We start from the raw sequence: 16,503 nt of genomic DNA, 5'->3' as shown, positions 1-16,503 counted from the left end.
GCCGCCTTCGTAGTGGGCACGAAGGATGTTGCGGCCGATACGGCCATAGCCGTTGATTGCGACACGAATTGTCATGGTTAATTTCCGCCCAGAATATGATTCTACAAAAAGACTGGAACTCGTCCGTCCGGCACCACTTGCCCGGTAATGCATATAAATCAGCGTATCGGACTGATATTCCAGATTGATTCGTCACCGACGTGCTTCGCGTTTTTTAAATCAGTTTTCAGCGCAGGAGATCAACCTGAAACCGCGGACCAGCCTTTCTCCCTCGGCAGTCGAAATCCGATTGCGGCAACTGGCGAAACACAATTGCAGATCTTTGAAGCTAGTCCGCCCATTTGAAGCCGTCTCTTGCCATTAACTCCGCGGATGCGCTTGGGCCAGAACTGCCTGCCGGATAGGGATGTAGGTCATCGCACAGGTCGGTCCAGCCGTTGATGATGGGTTCGATCCATTCCCACGCTGCTTCAAGCTCGTCGCGTCGCATGAAATGGGTTAGGCGTCCGCGAACGACATCGATGAGTAAGCGCTCATACGCCTCCGCGCGCCGCTGCGGGAACGCCGAATGAAGATCCAGATTGAGATTGACCGCCCTTGTCTGCATACCGCTACCGGGTTCCTTCGCCATGATCTGCAAGCGGATCGCCTCTTCGGGCTGCAACTCAATAATCAACCGGTTTGTCTGGCCTTCTGCAACGCCGGGAAACAAGTTGTATGGTGGATTGGCAAACTCGACGACGATCCGCGAGGAGCGGCGACTCATGCGTTTTCCCGTACGCAGGAAGAACGGCACCTTCGCCCAGCGCCAGGTGTCAATGTATGCGCGTAGCGCTACGAAGGTCTCAGTCTTGCTATTGGCCGGCACCCCGTCTTCTTCCAGGTATCCAATGACATCTTCCGCACCAATAGCACCTTGAACATACTGGCCGCGTACGGTATCCCTGGCGATGTCTTCCGTACTCATGCGTCGCAATGATCGAAGTACCTTCAACTTCTCATCGCGGATAGCGTCAGGAGTCAGGGAAATTGGCGGCTCCATTGCAATGATGCACAATAGTTGGAGCAGATGATTCTGGACCATATCCCGCATCGCACCTGCACCATCGTAAAAGCCGGCACGACTGCCGACTCCGACGTCTTCGGCAACGGTGATCTGCACACTGGTGATGTTTGGTGCGCGCCATAGCGGTTCCAGAATGGAATTGCCAAACCTTAATACCATAAGGTTCTGGACAGTTTCCTTTCCCAGATAGTGATCGATCCGGTAAATCTGGTCCTCCCGGAAATGGGCACCGACAGCATCGTTAATGGCAATGGCAGAGGCAAGGTCGCGTCCGAGGGGCTTTTCTAAAACAACACGGCTATCACTATTGATCAATCCACTTGCGGCCAATTTTTCGCAAATTGTGGTAAAGAGCGATGGAGCAGTAGCAAGGTAGAAAACACGTTCGACTTTGTCGCGTGAAGCTTCCTCCAAAGCCTTGAATCTTCCTTCTTCCACGACATCGAGGTGAACATAGGAGAGCGTCTGTAAAAACTCTTCCCAAACAAGCGGATCAAAGTTGACTTCCGAGACGAAAGCTGGCGTGTTCCGCCTCACGAAATTGATATAGTCGTCGTCTGAAAAGTCATGCCGTCCGACAGCAATGACCTTGGTAAAGGCAGGAAGATTCCGGTGCAGATGCGCCATGTACAACGCGGGAAGAAGCTTTCGCATCGCCAAGTCACCGGCGCCTCCGAAGATGATCAAGTCGAGTGAAGACTCCTGCGAGTGGACGGACGTGTGTGGCATATGATTTATTAAAAGGAAGATAGAGGTAGTGCAGCTGGCGTTTCTCTGATTCTGCTGCGATTTATTTAATCGACCCAATCTCTCTGTCTTGAAATTGAATAATTTTTAATATAACAAGTCTATAACGTGGAAAACATTCATGGACGATCGCAGCTCTTTGGCTTATACAAATCCCAAGTAATGACATGACAGATGAGATCGATGGATTTTTTTGTCTGGCAAGGCGCGGGAGCAATCCATAGCGGGGCCATGGATGACGAGCGCAACGCCGCCAGGCGGAACAAGACGCGATCTCATGTCATGGAATGGCTTGGGACTGGTATTGGCTCATTGATGCAGACTGATTCGAGTGCAGGTATTCTTAACGTCAGCAAATGGAAGGTTGATGAGGAAAAGGAGTCCTGGAACCCTTTCAAAAAGTTCCAGGACTAATGGCTCGGCAAGAAGGCGCGGCCTCTCGCACAACCAGGAGACAACCGTAAAATTCCTTAATAAGCTTCGTTCTTAATCCAAATATCTGCAATCCAAATACACTCACACCATACCGATGATTGTCTCAAGCACTCAGATACCGAGGTAATGGCTCCTTAGCAAGTACTAATACTATCCTCGCCTATCTTGAATCTTTTTCGTATGGCGACGTATTCTGCAAGTAAAGCCTGATAGAAACCGGCATGCCTTTGGTGTCGATTGCTTCCGGAGTTAACCGGGTTCCTTTTGGATATAAAGGATGGATTTTGAATCATGCTTCTACCAATCGCCTAGCAGCTTGTTCACTTAGGCGCGGCGGTTCACTTGATTTCGCACACGCTTCCTGTACCTGCTCTTCCAAAGGTACGCGCTGCGCAACTTTAAATGCGGCGACGGCATTGACCAGATATTGTGCCTGCTCGGCCAAGTTTTCGGAGGCAGCGGCAGATTCCTCTACCAGAGCCGAGTTTTGCTGGGTCGCGATATCAAGCTTTGTCACAGCGTTGCAGACAACGTCGATACTTGAAGCCTGCTCGCTCGTTGCCGCGCTGATTCTCGAGACCATCTCATTGACGCTTGACACTTCATGACAAATCAAATGCACCGATTTCAAAGCGTCGTCTACCAAGCGTCCACCAGCTTTGACCTTGTCGTTACTATCCTTGATAAGGCTTTTTATTTCTTTGGCCGCTTCAGCACTTCGATGTGCAAGCATTCGGACTTCGCTGGCGACAACTGCGAAGCCGCGACCCATTTCCCCGGCACGCGCTGCTTCCACCGCAGCGTTCAGCGCTAGAATATTAGTTTGGAAAGCAATGCTGTCAATCAAGCCGGTGATTTCCCCAATTCTCGCCGTTGCGGCTGTGATTTCATGCATTGTATCTACAACGCTAGTTATGACCTGACCGCCCTCGACAGCGGCATGGCTTGCACTATTTGCAAGTTCAGTGACGTTGTTTGCCGCCTCGGCGGTTTCCTTTACGCCTTCGCTTACCTTCTCCATCGAATAAACGATTTGCTGAAGGTTTGAAGCTTGCTGCTCCGTTCGATATGAGAGATCAGCGTTGCCCTGCGCTATTTCACGACTGCCGATTGCAATCTGGTCACTGCCCGCCCGAACGCCCGAGACTAGCGTAGACAAGCCTTCGTTCATATGCTGAAGAGCACTCAGAAGCTTTGCTGCATCGTCCCTGCCAACCACGTTCACTGTGGTAGTGAGATCACCCATCGCCGCAGTCTCCGCGACGTTGAGCGCAGCACGCAGAGGCTTGACAATGCTACGGGTAATCGTCACTGCCAGCAGGGTCCCTAGCGCCAGGGCAACAAGCATGGCCATGACAATCCATGAATTTGCTGCATTGTATGTGGTTGCTGATGCAGCGGCTGCGGCCTGCCCCTTGTTAACATTGTAGTCGACCAAACGCCGCAGCGCTGCAGAGGCACGTTCGTACTTTTGCTGAGAGTTGTATCGCAAGACCGACTTTGCATCCTCCATCTCGTTGGCTAACGACAGCTTCTTGATTCGTTCGTGCTCATCCAGATAGCGCCGGCGCTCCCGATTGAATTCGTCCCACATCGATTTTTCTTTTTCGGAACGGATCAAGGCAGCATAGCTGCTCGCATTCTTCTCGATATTTTTGGCAATTGCCTCCATCTCCTTTTCATACTTCGCTTTTTCCTCCGGCTCGGAAGAAAGGATGTGTTGGATCTCCGCGATCCTGAAGTTTGAGGAGTCCGTATTGATTTCCGCAGTGAAGCGCGCGGCAGCCATCCATTTTTCACTTATATCATTAGCGACCTGCCGTACCTCACCGAGCTGGCTGATTGCAAATGCTCCCAACGTCAGAGTCAATGTAAGCATCAGCGCAAACGCTAACGCCAGGCGAGTCCCAATTCTTAGCTTATTCATGATCCTGAACCTTTTGGTCGATTGACTTCCAAGTACGCTCATACTTCAGGTGGCGATACGATCCCACTTCCATGTGTTCACAGCTATCCGATTCATATCGCCCTAGTACAAGGTGCCGGCTTCGCTTCAGCTTTTCGATACGGGTACTGCAGGGCATCTCTGGGGAGCGGTCTCCTCACAGAGATGCCTGATTGACTAACGGTTAGGCCATAGCCGAAGCGCCGAGTTAGAAGTTGTGCTCGACACCTACTTCGAACGTATTCGCGGCCGACAGTCCTTCGGCCTTTGAACGACTTACATTGGTGTACAAGTTTGTCCGTTTGCTCAGATTATGTTGGTAGCCCAAGGAAATGCGCGACAGTTCGGAACGCGTCGTGTTGCACAGACAGTCATTGAGGTGTCCGTAAGCGGCTTTCAGGAGCCCGGCGCCACCAAGCGGTGCCGTAGCGGCCAGAACGTAAGATGTGTAATCAACGTTATTGACGGATGACCTGGTGTAGGAGAATGCGGGCTTCACAAAGCCGAAGTCATAGCTTCCCACGATATCGTACATATGGTTCGTCGGAATATCGTTCGTCAGGCCGTGGCTCCGGTCAAAGCCGACTCCCACAGTGAGAGGACCGCTTCGGTAAGTCAATGCGCCTCCGATATCCTTGCTGGTGCCATACACGTTCTCGCGATTGGAAGGCGAATAGGCAAGCTGAAACGTTACGCCATTGAAGTCCGGGGAACGATAGCCGATGGTACCGACGGTACGCAGATAATTGGTTTGCGTGTAGTTAGCTTGCTGTATCGTCCATCCCATGCCCGCCTGATTGCCGTTCCAGTACCATGGATCAGCTGCCAGCAGCAGTTGAAGTCCTGCCGGAGAGAGCACATATCCGGCATAGAATTCTCCGAAGTCTCCACCCAGTTTGATCTCTGCGTTTCTTCCGAATAAACGACCTTGGGTTGCAAAATCCTGACCGCCGGTACCGTTATTTAAGTTGATCCCGCCCTCAAGGCTGAAACCGGCATATAGCCCGCCGCCCAAATCTTCTTTTCCTCGAACTCCCCATAAAGAAGAGTTGTCCATCATCTGAAATTTATTGTTCAGCGCGGCATTCGTTCCCTGTACGGGTGTCTGGCCGGTCGTCTTGAAATTGCTTGCAACCAGGCCGACGTTGAGGCTTCCATAAACAGTTACTGCGGACTGCGCATGCGCGGCTCCGGATGAGAGTGCGAGGGCAATAGCGATCGGTAAAGATTTGACAAAAAGGCGTTTCATAACATCTCCTCGGAAGGTAAAGATTTGGTGTCGTTTTAGTCATGCAGAGTGATTGATCCGGTACTGCGAGCACTAAACCGCTTCTGAAACCAATATTGTTTTATAGGTACGCGTTATAGATTGATACACCTCCCTTTTTATATGAAGCCAGTGATGTTAAAATCGGCGGCAGGATGCCCTCCCGTCTTCCGGACAGGATCTCGATTCTTGGTTTCTCAAAATTTTCAGCGAATAGAATCCCTATGCCGGCGGGCAGCCGGACACGCCATCATTGGATACGTACGCTTGAACTACATTCGCATTTAAGTCATAAGGGCCAACCGCTACCGGGTTTCCGGTTTTAATAATCGATGAACTCTTTCGAGATGACTAGAGAGTGCTTGTGACTTTATTAAGATGTCTTGGCTTGTCAGGGTCATACCCTCTCGTTCGCGCTAGCTTTTCTACCATCATGTAAAAGCTTTGCACTGCCGCTATGGGGTCCAAATCTTCATTGGCAGTTGTTGTCAATGTTAGGTCCCGTTCCGGCACATCGGAAGGCGCAGCCAGGAGAACCAGCGCGCCGCGGACTCGCATTTCCTTGGCCAAGTCGCGCAAACCTTCCTGGGCTGGACCTCGAGGCGCAAATATCAGCATCGGATATCCGTCATCCACCAGTGCCATCGGCCCATGTTTTACCTCTGCCCCGCTGAAGGCTTCGGCCTGAATCGCGCACGTTTCTTTGAATTTCAGCGCTGCTTCCTGTGCGATTGCCAGACCGGTTCCACGCCCGATTACCATGATTCTCTGCGAAGCCTTCAGGACGTCTACAGCGACGCTCCAATCTTGAGTCCGCGCGTCGTGAAGCGCACCTGGCAGCGTTTTCAGCTGTTGCATGAAACTGTCATCATCGCACCAAGCTGCTACTAGTGCCGCACTTCCGACCAGGCTGCAAATAAAGCTTTTCGTCGCTGCCACACTTCGCTCAGGCCCCGCATGCAGCGGTATAGCCCATTCACTGGCTTCAGCTAAAGGCGATGCTATATCGTTGACTAGCGCAACGGTTTTCCCGCCTCCATCGCGAAACCGCTTGATGGGCGCAATGAGGTCCGGACTACGACCGGATTGCGAAATTGAAACCGCAATCAAACCATCTGCAGGTATCGGCGCGTTGTACAGTGTGAGCAGAGACATTGGCAGAGACGTTACCAAATTCCCCCCGCGTACCGCCGCCAAATAGGAGAAATAGCTCGCTGCGTGGTCGGAACTGCCGCGCGCGACTGTGACGACGTTTCTCGTGGCATGCTCGCGCAGTATGGCGCCTACCGTCCTGTAACGTCCGGCGTTCTCATTGATATGCACTGCAACCCAATCCGGCGCAGAGAACGCTTCTTCAAGCATTAACGACTTCAATCTCTTCTCCTTCGACAAATACTTTTTTCAAATTCAGTGCAGGGGTCAAAACGACCAGATCCGCAAAAGCGCTATGTGCCAAGCGTCCTCGATCCGTAATGCCTAGATAGTCGGCAGGGAAAGTCGAGAGGCGACGGGAGGCATCACTCAAATCAAGCCCGATCCGGACAAGGTTACGTAACGCCTGATCCATCGTCAGCGAGCTTCCGGCCAAGGTTCCATCAGCCAGACGCACTCCGCCCATGCACTTTGTGACTACATGCGAACCAAGCTTATATTCTCCGTCGGGCATCCCTGCTGCAGCGGTCGAATCCGTCACGCAATACAGGTGGGGAATCGCTCGAACAGCGGCCAGAATCGCTCCCGGATGCACGTGCAGGAGATCCGGAATAATTTCTGAATACGATGCATGTGCAAGTGCTGCTCCGACCATACCCGGCGCCCGGTGCTGGAACGGACTCATTGCATTGAATAGATGGGTGAAGCCCTTGATACCTGCCGACAGTGCAGCAACTCCCTCCTCGTAGGTGCCGGCGGAATGGCCGCATTGTGTAATGATGCCAAGTTCGTTCAGTTGCTTGATGAATTCGAGATGGCCGACTAGCTCGGGAGCTATCGTCATGACGCGTATCGGGGCAAGGCTATGCAGAAACTTTACTTCCTCGATGTCGGCTTTGCGGCATGCGTCAGGTTGTGCGCCGAGTTTGGCGCTGTTGATGTACGGTCCCTCGAGGTGCACGCCGAGGATACTTGCACATCCGGCCTTGCGCTGTTTCATTACCGTACCCACTGCGGTTAGCGCAGCTCGAAGTTCGGGCTTCTCTGCCGTAACGGTGGTTGCAAGGAATCCGGTAGTGCCATGTCGAGCATGCGTAGCCGCGATCATTTCAATTGCTGCCGCACCTTCCATCACATCGGAACCGCCGCCGCCATGCACATGCAGGTCTATGAATCCCGGAAGAATAATCTGGTCGTGTGCTTCCGGATGTTCAACGCTGACCCCGTCGATCGACCAGATCCTCGAAGCAAATTCAATGAGACCGCGTATCCACCCGCCTGGTGTAAGAATGCATCCTGTCAGGCGTTGCAAGCTTGCATTGCCGTTTCGCTCGATACTCATAATTTGGTGATTCCTATACACGTATTCGACAGCAGGCCTGAGGCTCCTGATGAACAAGTCATGAGGTCAATGAACTAGCGCATGACGGAAACATTTTTATACGCGCTTGTTGGTGCATCGCCACAACGTACCCGATTTCCGGACTCGTCAAACATGTATGTCTTTCCAGGTAGGGGCGATACGCCCACCTTTTCGCCGATGCCGGTTGAGGTGCCGCCTACAATCCGGATCGCTAATTCTTCATCGTTATCAGTACGAACGAACAGATAACTGTCGGAGCCAAGATATTCCACATGTCTGACAACACCAGTCCACTTCGGCGCCTCGTTCGTAATAATGAGGTGTTCGGGACGAACACCAATCGTCGTCGCGCCTTCCCTTTTAGCCACGGCGCCGGAAATGAAGTTCATTTTGGGAGAGCCGATAAAACCTGCGACAAAAAGGTTGACCGGGTCGTTGTAAAGTTCCTTGGGGTGGCCGACTTGTTGAACAACGCCGCCCTGCATTACTACAATCTTGTCCGCCAGCGTCATCGCTTCAGTCTGGTCATGAGTGACGTAGATCATAGTGGCACCCAGCTTCCGATGCAGTTGTGCTATTTCTAGACGGGTGTTCACACGGAGTTCGGCGTCCAGGTTGGACAACGGCTCATCGAAAAGAAAGAGTTTAGGCTGACGTACAATGGCTCGTCCGATGGCTACGCGTTGACGTTGTCCTCCGGATAGTTGCGACGGGCGCCTTCCCAGCAAGCTGTTTAAAGCCAGCATGTCGGCAGCCGCGGCAATACGTTTCTTTATTTCATCTTTGGGTACACGTTCACGCTTGAGCGCAAGGCTCATATTGTCCGCGACGTTAAGATGCGGATATAGCGCATAGCTTTGGAAGACCATGCCGATACCTCGCTTGGATGGAGCTACGTTATCCATCAGTTCGCCGCCGATCCTGAGATGCCCGGATGTATGCGCCTCGAGCCCGGCAATAATCCTTAGCAAGGTTGATTTTCCACACCCTGAGGGACCGACAATGACAACAAACTCGCCTTCCTCGATTTTCAGAGTCATCCCGCTCAGGACGTCTTGGCCGGCAAAGGCCTTTTTTACCTGTTCCAGTTCTAACGCGTACATGTCTTCCTCTTCTCCAGATGCATCACAGACAAAGATCGATTGCCTGGCGCTCACGCATACTTTTCTCTGCTGCGAGTACGATTTCCAACGAACGCAGCGCGTCGTCATGGTGTGCTGCTAAATCCGCGTCTTCGCTAATTGCTTTTGCTAGAAATTCCTGCTCTCGATCACAGAGCGACTGGTGGTCCACGTTATCACCAAGCGTGATCCACGCGTCGGCATAATCCTCGCTACCTTTATCAAGCGATGCCTGGCGGATACAAAGCTGCCCTGCCCTTGTGTGGCTATTGATATCCGCCGGATCTGCATCCTCCCCCATTACGAGAGACACCGCACCGCGCGTTCCAATGACGTTCTTTACGAAACATGCGGTGCCGGAAATCATCGGACCCCAACCCGCCTCATACCAGCCAACCGATCCGTCTTCAAAAATAATCTGCAGATGACTGTAGTTGACTTGATCTTCTGCAATATCATGCGCGAGACGCACACCCATGCCTCGCACTTGAACCGGCTTGGAGTCGGTTATCTGGCACATGATGTCTACATAATGAACGCCGCAATCAACGAACGGAGGCGTGGTTTCGAGCAAGCGTTTATGTATTTCCCAGGCATGCCCGACCGATGGCTGGTTGAGGTTCAGACGCATAACGTATGGCGCACCCAGTTCTCGAGCAGATTTCACGAACTGATTCCAAGATGGGTGGTGACGAAGAATGTATCCAATAACCAGCTTTCGCTTTGTCTTCCTGGCCACGGAGATCACTTCACGAGCGGATTCGATCGTCAGCGCCAATGGCTTTTCGACGAATACATGTGCGCCTGCCTCCATCGCCTTTATCGCAAACTCGGCGTGACTGTCCGTATAGGTGTTGATTGATACGACGTCGGGTTGCATGGCAATTCCCGCGTCAAAAGTATCGACGAACTTGTACGAAGACAGTTCTGGAGGCAGCTCGACCTGGGTCCGGTTGAAAAGACCGATAATTTCAAAAGCGGGATTCGTGTGATAAGCAAGCGCATGGGATTTTCCCATTTGACCCAGGCCCGCAACGAATACTTTAAGTGCGCGTTTTGACGAAGTTTGGTTCATTTTCGATGATTAAATTAAATTTAGTGGATTAGCGATTGAGATGGTCTCGTTTTCAGCTAACGGCTTGCTTTAAGTCGTGCATGGACCATATGAACGCCAGGCGTTGATCTGATCGTATGTAATCACTTGACTGCACCGGAAGTGATGCCTTTAATCAGACCCTTAGAGAAAACCAGATACAGAGCAAGTATGGGTAGTATGCTCAGTGACAGGGCGGCCAATACCGCATTCCAATTGGTAACGTACTGGCCTAAAAACACCTGGGCTCCGAGAGTCACTGTTTTAGTTGCTTCGCTAGGCGCCAGAATCAATGGAAACCACAAGTCATTCCAGATCGGGATCATCGTGAACACGGCGACGCTCACCATAGACGGTCGCAGTAACGGCACCACAAGCGAGAAGAAGATCGCGTATTCGGACAGACCGTCAACCCTTCCCGCGTTCTTGAGATCGGCGGATAGCGTTCGCATGAATTCGCTGAGAACAAAGATGGCGACCGGCAGTGACTGCGCGATATACACAAGGATCAGCGAAGTACGCGTATTCACCAGGTCCGCTGCGACCATCATGTTCAAGATGCCAACGGTTCCAAGTCGTATCGGGATCATCAGACCCAAGGTGAAGAACAATCCAATTGTGGTATTGAACCGAAATTTGTACTCGGAGATGGCAAAGGCAGCCATCGCGCCGAAGAGAATCGTTCCGGCAAGCGCAGACAACGTGATCAGCATGCTGTTGGAAAAATAGGCAACAAAGTTGCTTTCGACCAGTACTGATGCGTAGCCGCTTAAGTCAAGTGTTTCAGGCGTTGGCAAGGCGAGCGGCGACGCGAAGATTGCCGCTCGTGATTTTAACGAATTAATGATGATAATCGCGATAGGCGAAAGTGCTAGTACAGCAAAGAAGGCCAGTATGCTGTGCACGACAACAGTCGATCCCGGATTTTGCTTGATGGAGGCCATGTGTCGTCCTTTCGCGTTACAGTTGATAGCGCACAAGCTTGCGCTGTACGAAGAAAAGATAAGCACAGACAACGGCAAGAATGATCAGGAACATCATGGTTGCAATGGTTGCCCCCATATGTGGGTCACCCGTTTGAAACTGGGCACCGAAAAATGTGCGATACAAGAGTGTGCCCAGGATATCTGTTGAGTAGTTGGGACCTGCTGAAACGCCCTGCGCCGTATATATCAGGTCGAAAGAATTGAAATTTGAAACAAACGTCAAGATCGCAACCACGCCAATGGATGGCCATAACAGTGGAAGCTTTATTTGAAAGAATTGTGACACCCCGACTATTCCGTCGACTTCGGCTGCCTCCAGGATCTCGTTTGGAATAGACAGCATGGCGGCATACATTAGAACCATCGGAACTCCCAGCTCCTTCCACACCGAGATCAATCCCAAGGTCGTTAGCGCATATTGCTCCTTACCGAGGTAGGGTGCGAAATATGCCTTGAGGCCGACATAGTCGAGGATATCCGGGGCAATGCCCCAAAGCGGAGAAAGAATCAAACGCCATACGAACGCCACGATTACAAAAGAAAGCATTGTCGGCATGAAGATCGCTGTTCGAAATAGTGATCCTGCACGTGTAATGGGAAGCGATAAGAGGGCCGCGATCAGAATCGCCAACGGCACCATCACCACCATATGAATCAGAAAAAAGTAGGTGTTGTTGCCCAGCGCATTCCAGAAATGGTACGACCAGCGTTCATCCTGCAAGAGTGTCAAGAAATTGGCGAAGGCAACGAACCTGCTTTGCTGATCTGTCGTTTGAAAGAACGCCAATCGGAGTGTTTCCACCAATGGCAATACCATCACCGCGGTATAGATCAAGAAGGCTGGCGCCAAAAAAACCGCAATATGCCAACGAACGGGTCGCCGCGCTATGCGGCGCTCGCTACTCGGCAGCGTGGTTATTACCGTGCTTTGCATGGAAACACTCCTTGTTACTTGTTTCTATAGATCTTTTTTTAAATCAATTCGCCGGTTTGTACCAACTGTCCAGGCCTTTTTGCAGCTGCTGCGCTGCGGCTTCTGGCGTCAATGTGCCATTCATGACCGCTGCTGCCTTTATCCACAGCTCATCTTCCAGGTTCGGGGTTCCGCGGGAGAGGATTTGGTGAGTGAGCCTCGGCGTGCTCTCGCATTTGCCGCGCCAGCTGGCAAACTCATTTGCCAGCGGATCCGTCATTTCCACAGGAGTTTTTTGTAGGCTGAAGAAGCCGGGGACGGAATTAGCATAGATCTTTGCAAACTCTTTAGATGCGACAAACTCAAGAAATACTTTAGCGGCCGCGGCGTTCTTCGATTTCGCATTAATCCCCAATGCGATGTCCGGATGGTCCGAGATATAGCACTTGTCGCCAGCCTTTTGCACCGGCGGCGGGAACGCGCCGATCTTGAAGCCTGCCTGTTTGTTGAAACCCGCAATTTCCCAGGAACCTGCGGGGTAAATGGCCGCGCGACCCAGCGTGAACATGTTTTGACTATCCGGGTAGGTTTGAGACTCGAAGCCATCGCCGAGATATGGCTTCCATTTTGCGATTGTGCGGAATGGCTCAAGGTATTGAGCGTTGGTGAGCTTCGCCTTGCCGGCGATCAGTGCCTGACGCCCCTCCTCGCCCTTGTAGTAATTGGGCGCAATATTCTGGTAGGCCAGCTGAGACGCCTCCCAGGTGTCCTTGGTACCCATTGCAAGCGGAACGTACTTGCCATCAGCTTTTATCTTCTGAAGCGCCGCGAAAAACTGCTCAACTGTTGCCGGCGGAGTAATGCCGAGCTTGGTGAAGGCTTCCTTGTTGTACATGAAGCCATGCATCACCGCGGCAATCGGCACGCAGAAGGTAGTCTTGCCGTCGTCTGTTGTCCACGCTGTTTTCGCAACAGGCGCGAAGTTGTCCATACCTTTGAGGTCGTTCAGAGGCAGCAGACGGCCTTTTTGAAAATGCTGCAACGGGACATCGAATGGCCGGCACGTAATCAGATCGCCCGCCGTACCGGCCTCAAGCTTCGAGTTGAGCACTGCGTTATATTCGGCGGGCGCGGTCGGTGCAAATTTGATCTTAATGTCAGGGTTGTTCTTTTCGAAAGCCGGTATGATCTTGTCCCGCCACATCGGAAGATCATCATTTCGCCAGCTTTCAATCGTCAGCACGACCGGTGCCGACCAAACACTGGGTGCGCTTGCCGCAGTTATTGCCGCAAGCAAGCTGAGAACTATGCTTCTACGTTTCATGACACACTCCTTATGAATTGTTGTTACCGGCGCACGGCGTCTGAATAACGCCTTGCCTTCCTTGTCTCGTCGCGTCTTTACCGCGCACTCCTCCTACGGCAAGACGACATAGCATGTCAAAGGTACTTCGTCCGACCCCCTATATCGTCAACCAATTACCGTCATGAAAGTGTCACATTTGATGATTTCTGAGTGTTATCTGAGCAGCGCAGAGATTGATACGATTCTGGCGTACATCATCAAATGTTTGTCACACCGCGAGGATAATTTCTTCAGGGAAAGACCAAGGAAGATGACATATCAGCCCTATATGAGTGCGAGGGGTTCTTTCGTCTCAAGGCGGCATTAACATTTATTCAACCGTTCAATACAGGCTTTAGCAGGCTGTTGAAAAACGATTTCCCTACCCGCTTTTTTGGGTTTTCAAGAGTGCTCAAACCCATTGATGACCTCAAAAAAATCGCTTGTAGGGCGTTTTAAGCGGCCAGAATTCTTCGTACTCCCATCCTACAAAGGGTTTTTCGACAGCCCGTTATAGATCCGGCCCGAAAATATGTTGGGCCGGATCCCCTCACCCCGGCCCTCTCCCAAAGGGTGAGGGTGAGATCAGCAACCCGAAAAATGAACCATTTTTCGGGCCGAATCAATCGATAAGGTCCCGCTGTCAGTCCTTGCATACCACTCCGTGTCCGTTTCCTGATTACCCTGTTCGGAAATCGATTTTTAAAGACTGCAGACAGTCGCGGTGATTGAAAAGTTAGCAATTTTGATAAGACAGCTAACTTTGCAATGCCTTTATGCCATTCAAAAGCTCTCTGACGCCAAAATAGTATCAATCCCTGCTAGAGACCAGCAACATGCCCGGCGTTCTCCTCGCGAAACTTCGGGTGTGGCTTCTTTTGTGAAACGGCTACGTCAAGCCGACCGCGAGGCTTAGCGAAGGTGAACTCGCAGTATCGCAGCTGCGTAAATCCACACGCTAATTTTCCCGGCCTTTAAGTCACGGCGCACTCATTTAATGAGTCATTCAAGGAAACGACGGGAATAAATTTTGAGTATGTCTCGACGGCTGCTTACTTATGATTGACGTGAAATTAGGAGATAGTACAGTGCATGACTCCCAGTATTTGCTAGGTATTGATGGTGGAGGAACTGGATGCAGAGCCCGTTTAACCGACTTCGCAGGCAAAGTGCTCGGGGAAGGTGTATCTGGTCCGGCCAATCTCGCACTCGGTTTGCCGATCGCGCTGGAGTCGGTGATGACGGCAACGCGGGAAGCCTTGACCAATGCCCAGCTCGGCGAAAAGGATCTCAAGTCAGTGCATGCCGGTTTTGGCATGGCGGCGGGAAATGTACCCAAGCACCGCCAAGCCTTTGAAAGGGCAGCACTGCCTTTCTTGTCGGTATCAGTGCGCTCAGACGCGGAAACTGCTTGCTTGGGAGCTCATGCCGGCCAGGAAGGCGGCATATTGATATTGGGTACCGGAAGCCAGGGTGTAGTGCATAGAAATGGGACTTTTACTACCGTAGGCGGTTGGGGATTTGCGCTGTCCGATGCCGGATCAGGTGCCATTTTGGGCCGAGCTGCAGTGCGTCGCGCCTTTTTGGCACACGAAGGCATCGAGAGCCACTCTGCGCTCACGGAATGTATCATGACTCGATTTAACTCGGATCTCTCAACCATGCTTGAATGGGCTGAAAGTGCAAGGCCTGCTGATTGGGCGGAGTTTGCCCGCTGGGTCTTTCAGTACAGCGACAGCGGAGATGCGATTGCATTGGAACTTGTCAGAGAAAACGCATCTGGCGCGGAGCGGATGTTACAGCGTCTGTTGACTTTGGGTGCTGAACGTATAGCATTGATGGGCGGACTTGCGCGAGCTATCCGTCCTTATCTTTCCACCGATTTTGATGATGCACTTGTTAAACCCATGGGTGACGCAATGGACGGAGCATTGATTCTTGCGCGCCAAGCCGCTGGCTTGCGAACTCTGCGCTCCGAGGAATTTTCATAAGATCCGAATTTCTATTGGTGAGATAGGCAACAATATCCGCGTTGATCGTCACGCTCTATAATAGTTTTGCAGACATTCGCTAAAGGAAACCGGTATGAAAGCCGTCTTAGAAAGCTTGCTCGTCCCTGAAGGCGCTACGTGGACCTACTTTCATCGACGACTAAATGAGGCGATTCCGTTCAACTGGCATTACCATCGCGAATTCGAGTTAACACTTACTGTGAACAGCATAGGCCAGCGTTATGTCGGCGACACCATCGAGTCGTACGCCGACGGGGACCTTGTACTGCTGGGATCGAACGTCCCTCACACGTGGATGTCGCAGCGCAAGATTAATGAAAATCAACCCCATGTGGCGCATGTATTTTGGATCAAAACAGAATGGCTTGACGCACTCATGGAAACCATCGTGGAGCTTCGCCCAATACGCTCCATGCTGCTAAAAGCAAATCAGGGAATAGTCTATTCGGCAGCCACCTCCAATGCGGTAAGGTCAATCGTGTCGAATATGGAATGCTTATCGCCAACGGCACGTTTGATCAGCCTGCTTGAAATTTTCTGCGTCCTTGCGGACGATAGACATTCCAAATTACTTTGCCCCCCGTTCAACTCAAACGACTTGATTGCGCCTTCCGACAGGCCCCGGATAGACCGTGCGCTTGACTATATCCACAAGAATTATCAGACTGATATTTCGATGGAGGCGTTAGCGAAGCTGTCTGCGCTCAGCGTGTCAGGGCTGCATCGACTATTCAAGCGCCATACGCGCCAGACAGTAGGTGAATATATTACGCAATTAAGGATCGGAAAGGCATGCTCGCTACTTATCTCAACGGACCGCCCAGTTTCTTGTATAGCTGAAGAAGCCGGCTACACCAATTTATCTCATTTCAACCGTCAATTCCTCGCTGTGAAACTCGTGACGCCGAGAGAATTTCGCCGATCCTACAAAGATCACGACGCGTTGGCTCCTTTAGGAAACGCTCAAAATCCGTATGCAACCAGCACAAAAGAGTCAAGAAGCGCCCTGCCTGACACCGGCAGTACCTTACCGGAAATGGCGTAGGTCGGTTGGCTGA

The 16,503-nt window shown here is 51.7% G+C and carries 13 protein-coding genes and 1 pseudogene; 3 read left to right on the top strand and 11 right to left on the bottom strand.

All coding sequences use genetic code 11. From position 1 onward, the window contains the following. Positions 1–75, bottom strand: a pseudogene (locus RY831_RS23410) (aldehyde dehydrogenase); the annotation flags it as partial. 253 nt (positions 76–328) lie between these two features. Then, positions 329–1,795, bottom strand: coding sequence for a glucose-6-phosphate dehydrogenase (gene zwf, locus RY831_RS23405; RefSeq protein ID WP_326508793.1), 1,467 nt, complete (start codon positions 1,793–1,795; stop codon positions 329–331). A 201-nt stretch (positions 1,796–1,996) separates the two neighbouring features. Here zwf and RY831_RS23400 point away from each other — a divergent pair, with 201 nt between their 5' ends. After that, the gene (locus tag RY831_RS23400; RefSeq protein WP_326508792.1) at positions 1,997–2,227 is read left to right on the top strand and encodes a hypothetical protein; all 231 of its coding nucleotides are present in this window, start codon (positions 1,997–1,999) and stop codon (positions 2,225–2,227) included. A 310-nt stretch (positions 2,228–2,537) separates the two neighbouring features. On the opposite strand, the gene RY831_RS23395 is transcribed toward RY831_RS23400, so the two are convergent. The 9 genes from RY831_RS23395 to RY831_RS23355 all read right to left on the bottom strand — a co-directional run bounded on the left by RY831_RS23395 (position 2,538) and on the right by RY831_RS23355 (position 13,412). Continuing rightward, positions 2,538–4,175 carry a methyl-accepting chemotaxis protein gene (locus tag RY831_RS23395; protein WP_326508791.1) on the bottom strand — a complete coding sequence of 546 codons (1,638 nt, stop codon included), beginning with the start codon at positions 4,173–4,175 and terminating at the stop codon, positions 2,538–2,540. 226 nt (positions 4,176–4,401) lie between these two features. Next, positions 4,402–5,442, bottom strand: a complete 1,041-nt coding sequence (locus RY831_RS23390) for a porin (RefSeq protein ID WP_326508790.1) — start codon at positions 5,440–5,442, stop codon at positions 4,402–4,404. Between the two features lie 369 nt (positions 5,443–5,811). Next, positions 5,812–6,834, bottom strand: coding sequence for an SIS domain-containing protein (locus RY831_RS23385; RefSeq protein ID WP_326508789.1), 1,023 nt, complete (start codon positions 6,832–6,834; stop codon positions 5,812–5,814). Further along, a complete protein-coding gene (gene nagA / locus RY831_RS23380) occupies positions 6,815–7,954 on the bottom strand; it encodes an N-acetylglucosamine-6-phosphate deacetylase (RefSeq protein WP_326508788.1) in 1,140 nt (379 codons plus the stop codon). Before nagA ends, RY831_RS23385 begins: the two co-directional genes overlap by 20 nt. A gap of 74 nt (positions 7,955–8,028) precedes the next feature. Beyond that, positions 8,029–9,132: an ABC transporter ATP-binding protein gene (locus tag RY831_RS23375; protein ID WP_326508787.1), complete on the bottom strand. Its 1,104-nt coding sequence runs from the start codon at positions 9,130–9,132 to the stop codon at positions 8,029–8,031. Continuing rightward, positions 9,101–10,171 (bottom strand): Gfo/Idh/MocA family protein, encoded by a 1,071-nt coding sequence (locus RY831_RS23370; protein WP_326508786.1) that lies wholly within the window; start codon positions 10,169–10,171, stop codon positions 9,101–9,103. Before RY831_RS23370 ends, RY831_RS23375 begins: the two co-directional genes overlap by 32 nt. A 122-nt stretch (positions 10,172–10,293) precedes the next feature. Then, positions 10,294–11,133 carry a carbohydrate ABC transporter permease gene (locus tag RY831_RS23365; RefSeq protein ID WP_326508785.1) on the bottom strand — a complete coding sequence of 280 codons (840 nt, stop codon included), beginning with the start codon at positions 11,131–11,133 and terminating at the stop codon, positions 10,294–10,296. Positions 11,134–11,149: 16 nt separating this feature from the next. After that, positions 11,150–12,109 (bottom strand): carbohydrate ABC transporter permease, encoded by a 960-nt coding sequence (locus RY831_RS23360; protein WP_326508784.1) that lies wholly within the window; start codon positions 12,107–12,109, stop codon positions 11,150–11,152. A 43-nt stretch (positions 12,110–12,152) separates the two neighbouring features. Continuing rightward, positions 12,153–13,412: an ABC transporter substrate-binding protein gene (locus RY831_RS23355; RefSeq protein ID WP_326508783.1), complete on the bottom strand. Its 1,260-nt coding sequence runs from the start codon at positions 13,410–13,412 to the stop codon at positions 12,153–12,155. Positions 13,413–14,491: 1,079 nt separating this feature from the next. Here RY831_RS23355 and RY831_RS23350 point away from each other — a divergent pair. Beyond that, on the top strand, positions 14,492–15,424 hold the full coding sequence (locus RY831_RS23350; RefSeq protein WP_326508782.1) for a glucosamine kinase nucleotide-binding domain-containing protein: 933 nt from the start codon (positions 14,492–14,494) through the stop codon (positions 15,422–15,424). Positions 15,425–15,518: 94 nt separating this feature from the next. Beyond that, a complete protein-coding gene (locus RY831_RS23345; RefSeq protein ID WP_326508781.1) occupies positions 15,519–16,490 on the top strand; it encodes a helix-turn-helix domain-containing protein in 972 nt (323 codons plus the stop codon). Positions 16,491–16,503: the final 13 nt, after the last annotated feature.

This window comes from Noviherbaspirillum album, from assembly GCF_035916955.1.
In the GTDB taxonomy this organism is placed as follows: domain Bacteria; phylum Pseudomonadota; class Gammaproteobacteria; order Burkholderiales; family Burkholderiaceae_D; genus Noviherbaspirillum; species Noviherbaspirillum album.
Note: the sequence above shows the minus strand (reverse complement) of the source record. Positions and strands in the feature narration are given on the sequence as shown.

Excerpts from the sequence above, each read along its gene's own strand:
- zwf (WP_326508793.1), bottom strand. The coding sequence starts at position 1,795 with ATGCCACACACGTCCGTCCACTCGCAGGAGTCTTCACTCGACTTGATC.
- RY831_RS23400 (WP_326508792.1), top strand. The coding sequence starts at position 1,997 with ATGGATTTTTTTGTCTGGCAAGGCGCGGGAGCAATCCATAGCGGGGCC.
- RY831_RS23395 (WP_326508791.1), bottom strand. The coding sequence starts at position 4,175 with ATGAATAAGCTAAGAATTGGGACTCGCCTGGCGTTAGCGTTTGCGCTG.
- RY831_RS23390 (WP_326508790.1), bottom strand. The coding sequence starts at position 5,442 with ATGAAACGCCTTTTTGTCAAATCTTTACCGATCGCTATTGCCCTCGCA.
- nagA (WP_326508788.1), bottom strand. The coding sequence starts at position 7,954 with ATGAGTATCGAGCGAAACGGCAATGCAAGCTTGCAACGCCTGACAGGA.
- RY831_RS23370 (WP_326508786.1), bottom strand. The coding sequence starts at position 10,171 with ATGAACCAAACTTCGTCAAAACGCGCACTTAAAGTATTCGTTGCGGGC.
- RY831_RS23365 (WP_326508785.1), bottom strand. The coding sequence starts at position 11,133 with ATGGCCTCCATCAAGCAAAATCCGGGATCGACTGTTGTCGTGCACAGC.
- RY831_RS23360 (WP_326508784.1), bottom strand. The coding sequence starts at position 12,109 with ATGCAAAGCACGGTAATAACCACGCTGCCGAGTAGCGAGCGCCGCATA.
- RY831_RS23355 (WP_326508783.1), bottom strand. The coding sequence starts at position 13,412 with ATGAAACGTAGAAGCATAGTTCTCAGCTTGCTTGCGGCAATAACTGCG.
- RY831_RS23350 (WP_326508782.1), top strand. The coding sequence starts at position 14,492 with ATGATTGACGTGAAATTAGGAGATAGTACAGTGCATGACTCCCAGTAT.
- RY831_RS23345 (WP_326508781.1), top strand. The coding sequence starts at position 15,519 with ATGAAAGCCGTCTTAGAAAGCTTGCTCGTCCCTGAAGGCGCTACGTGG.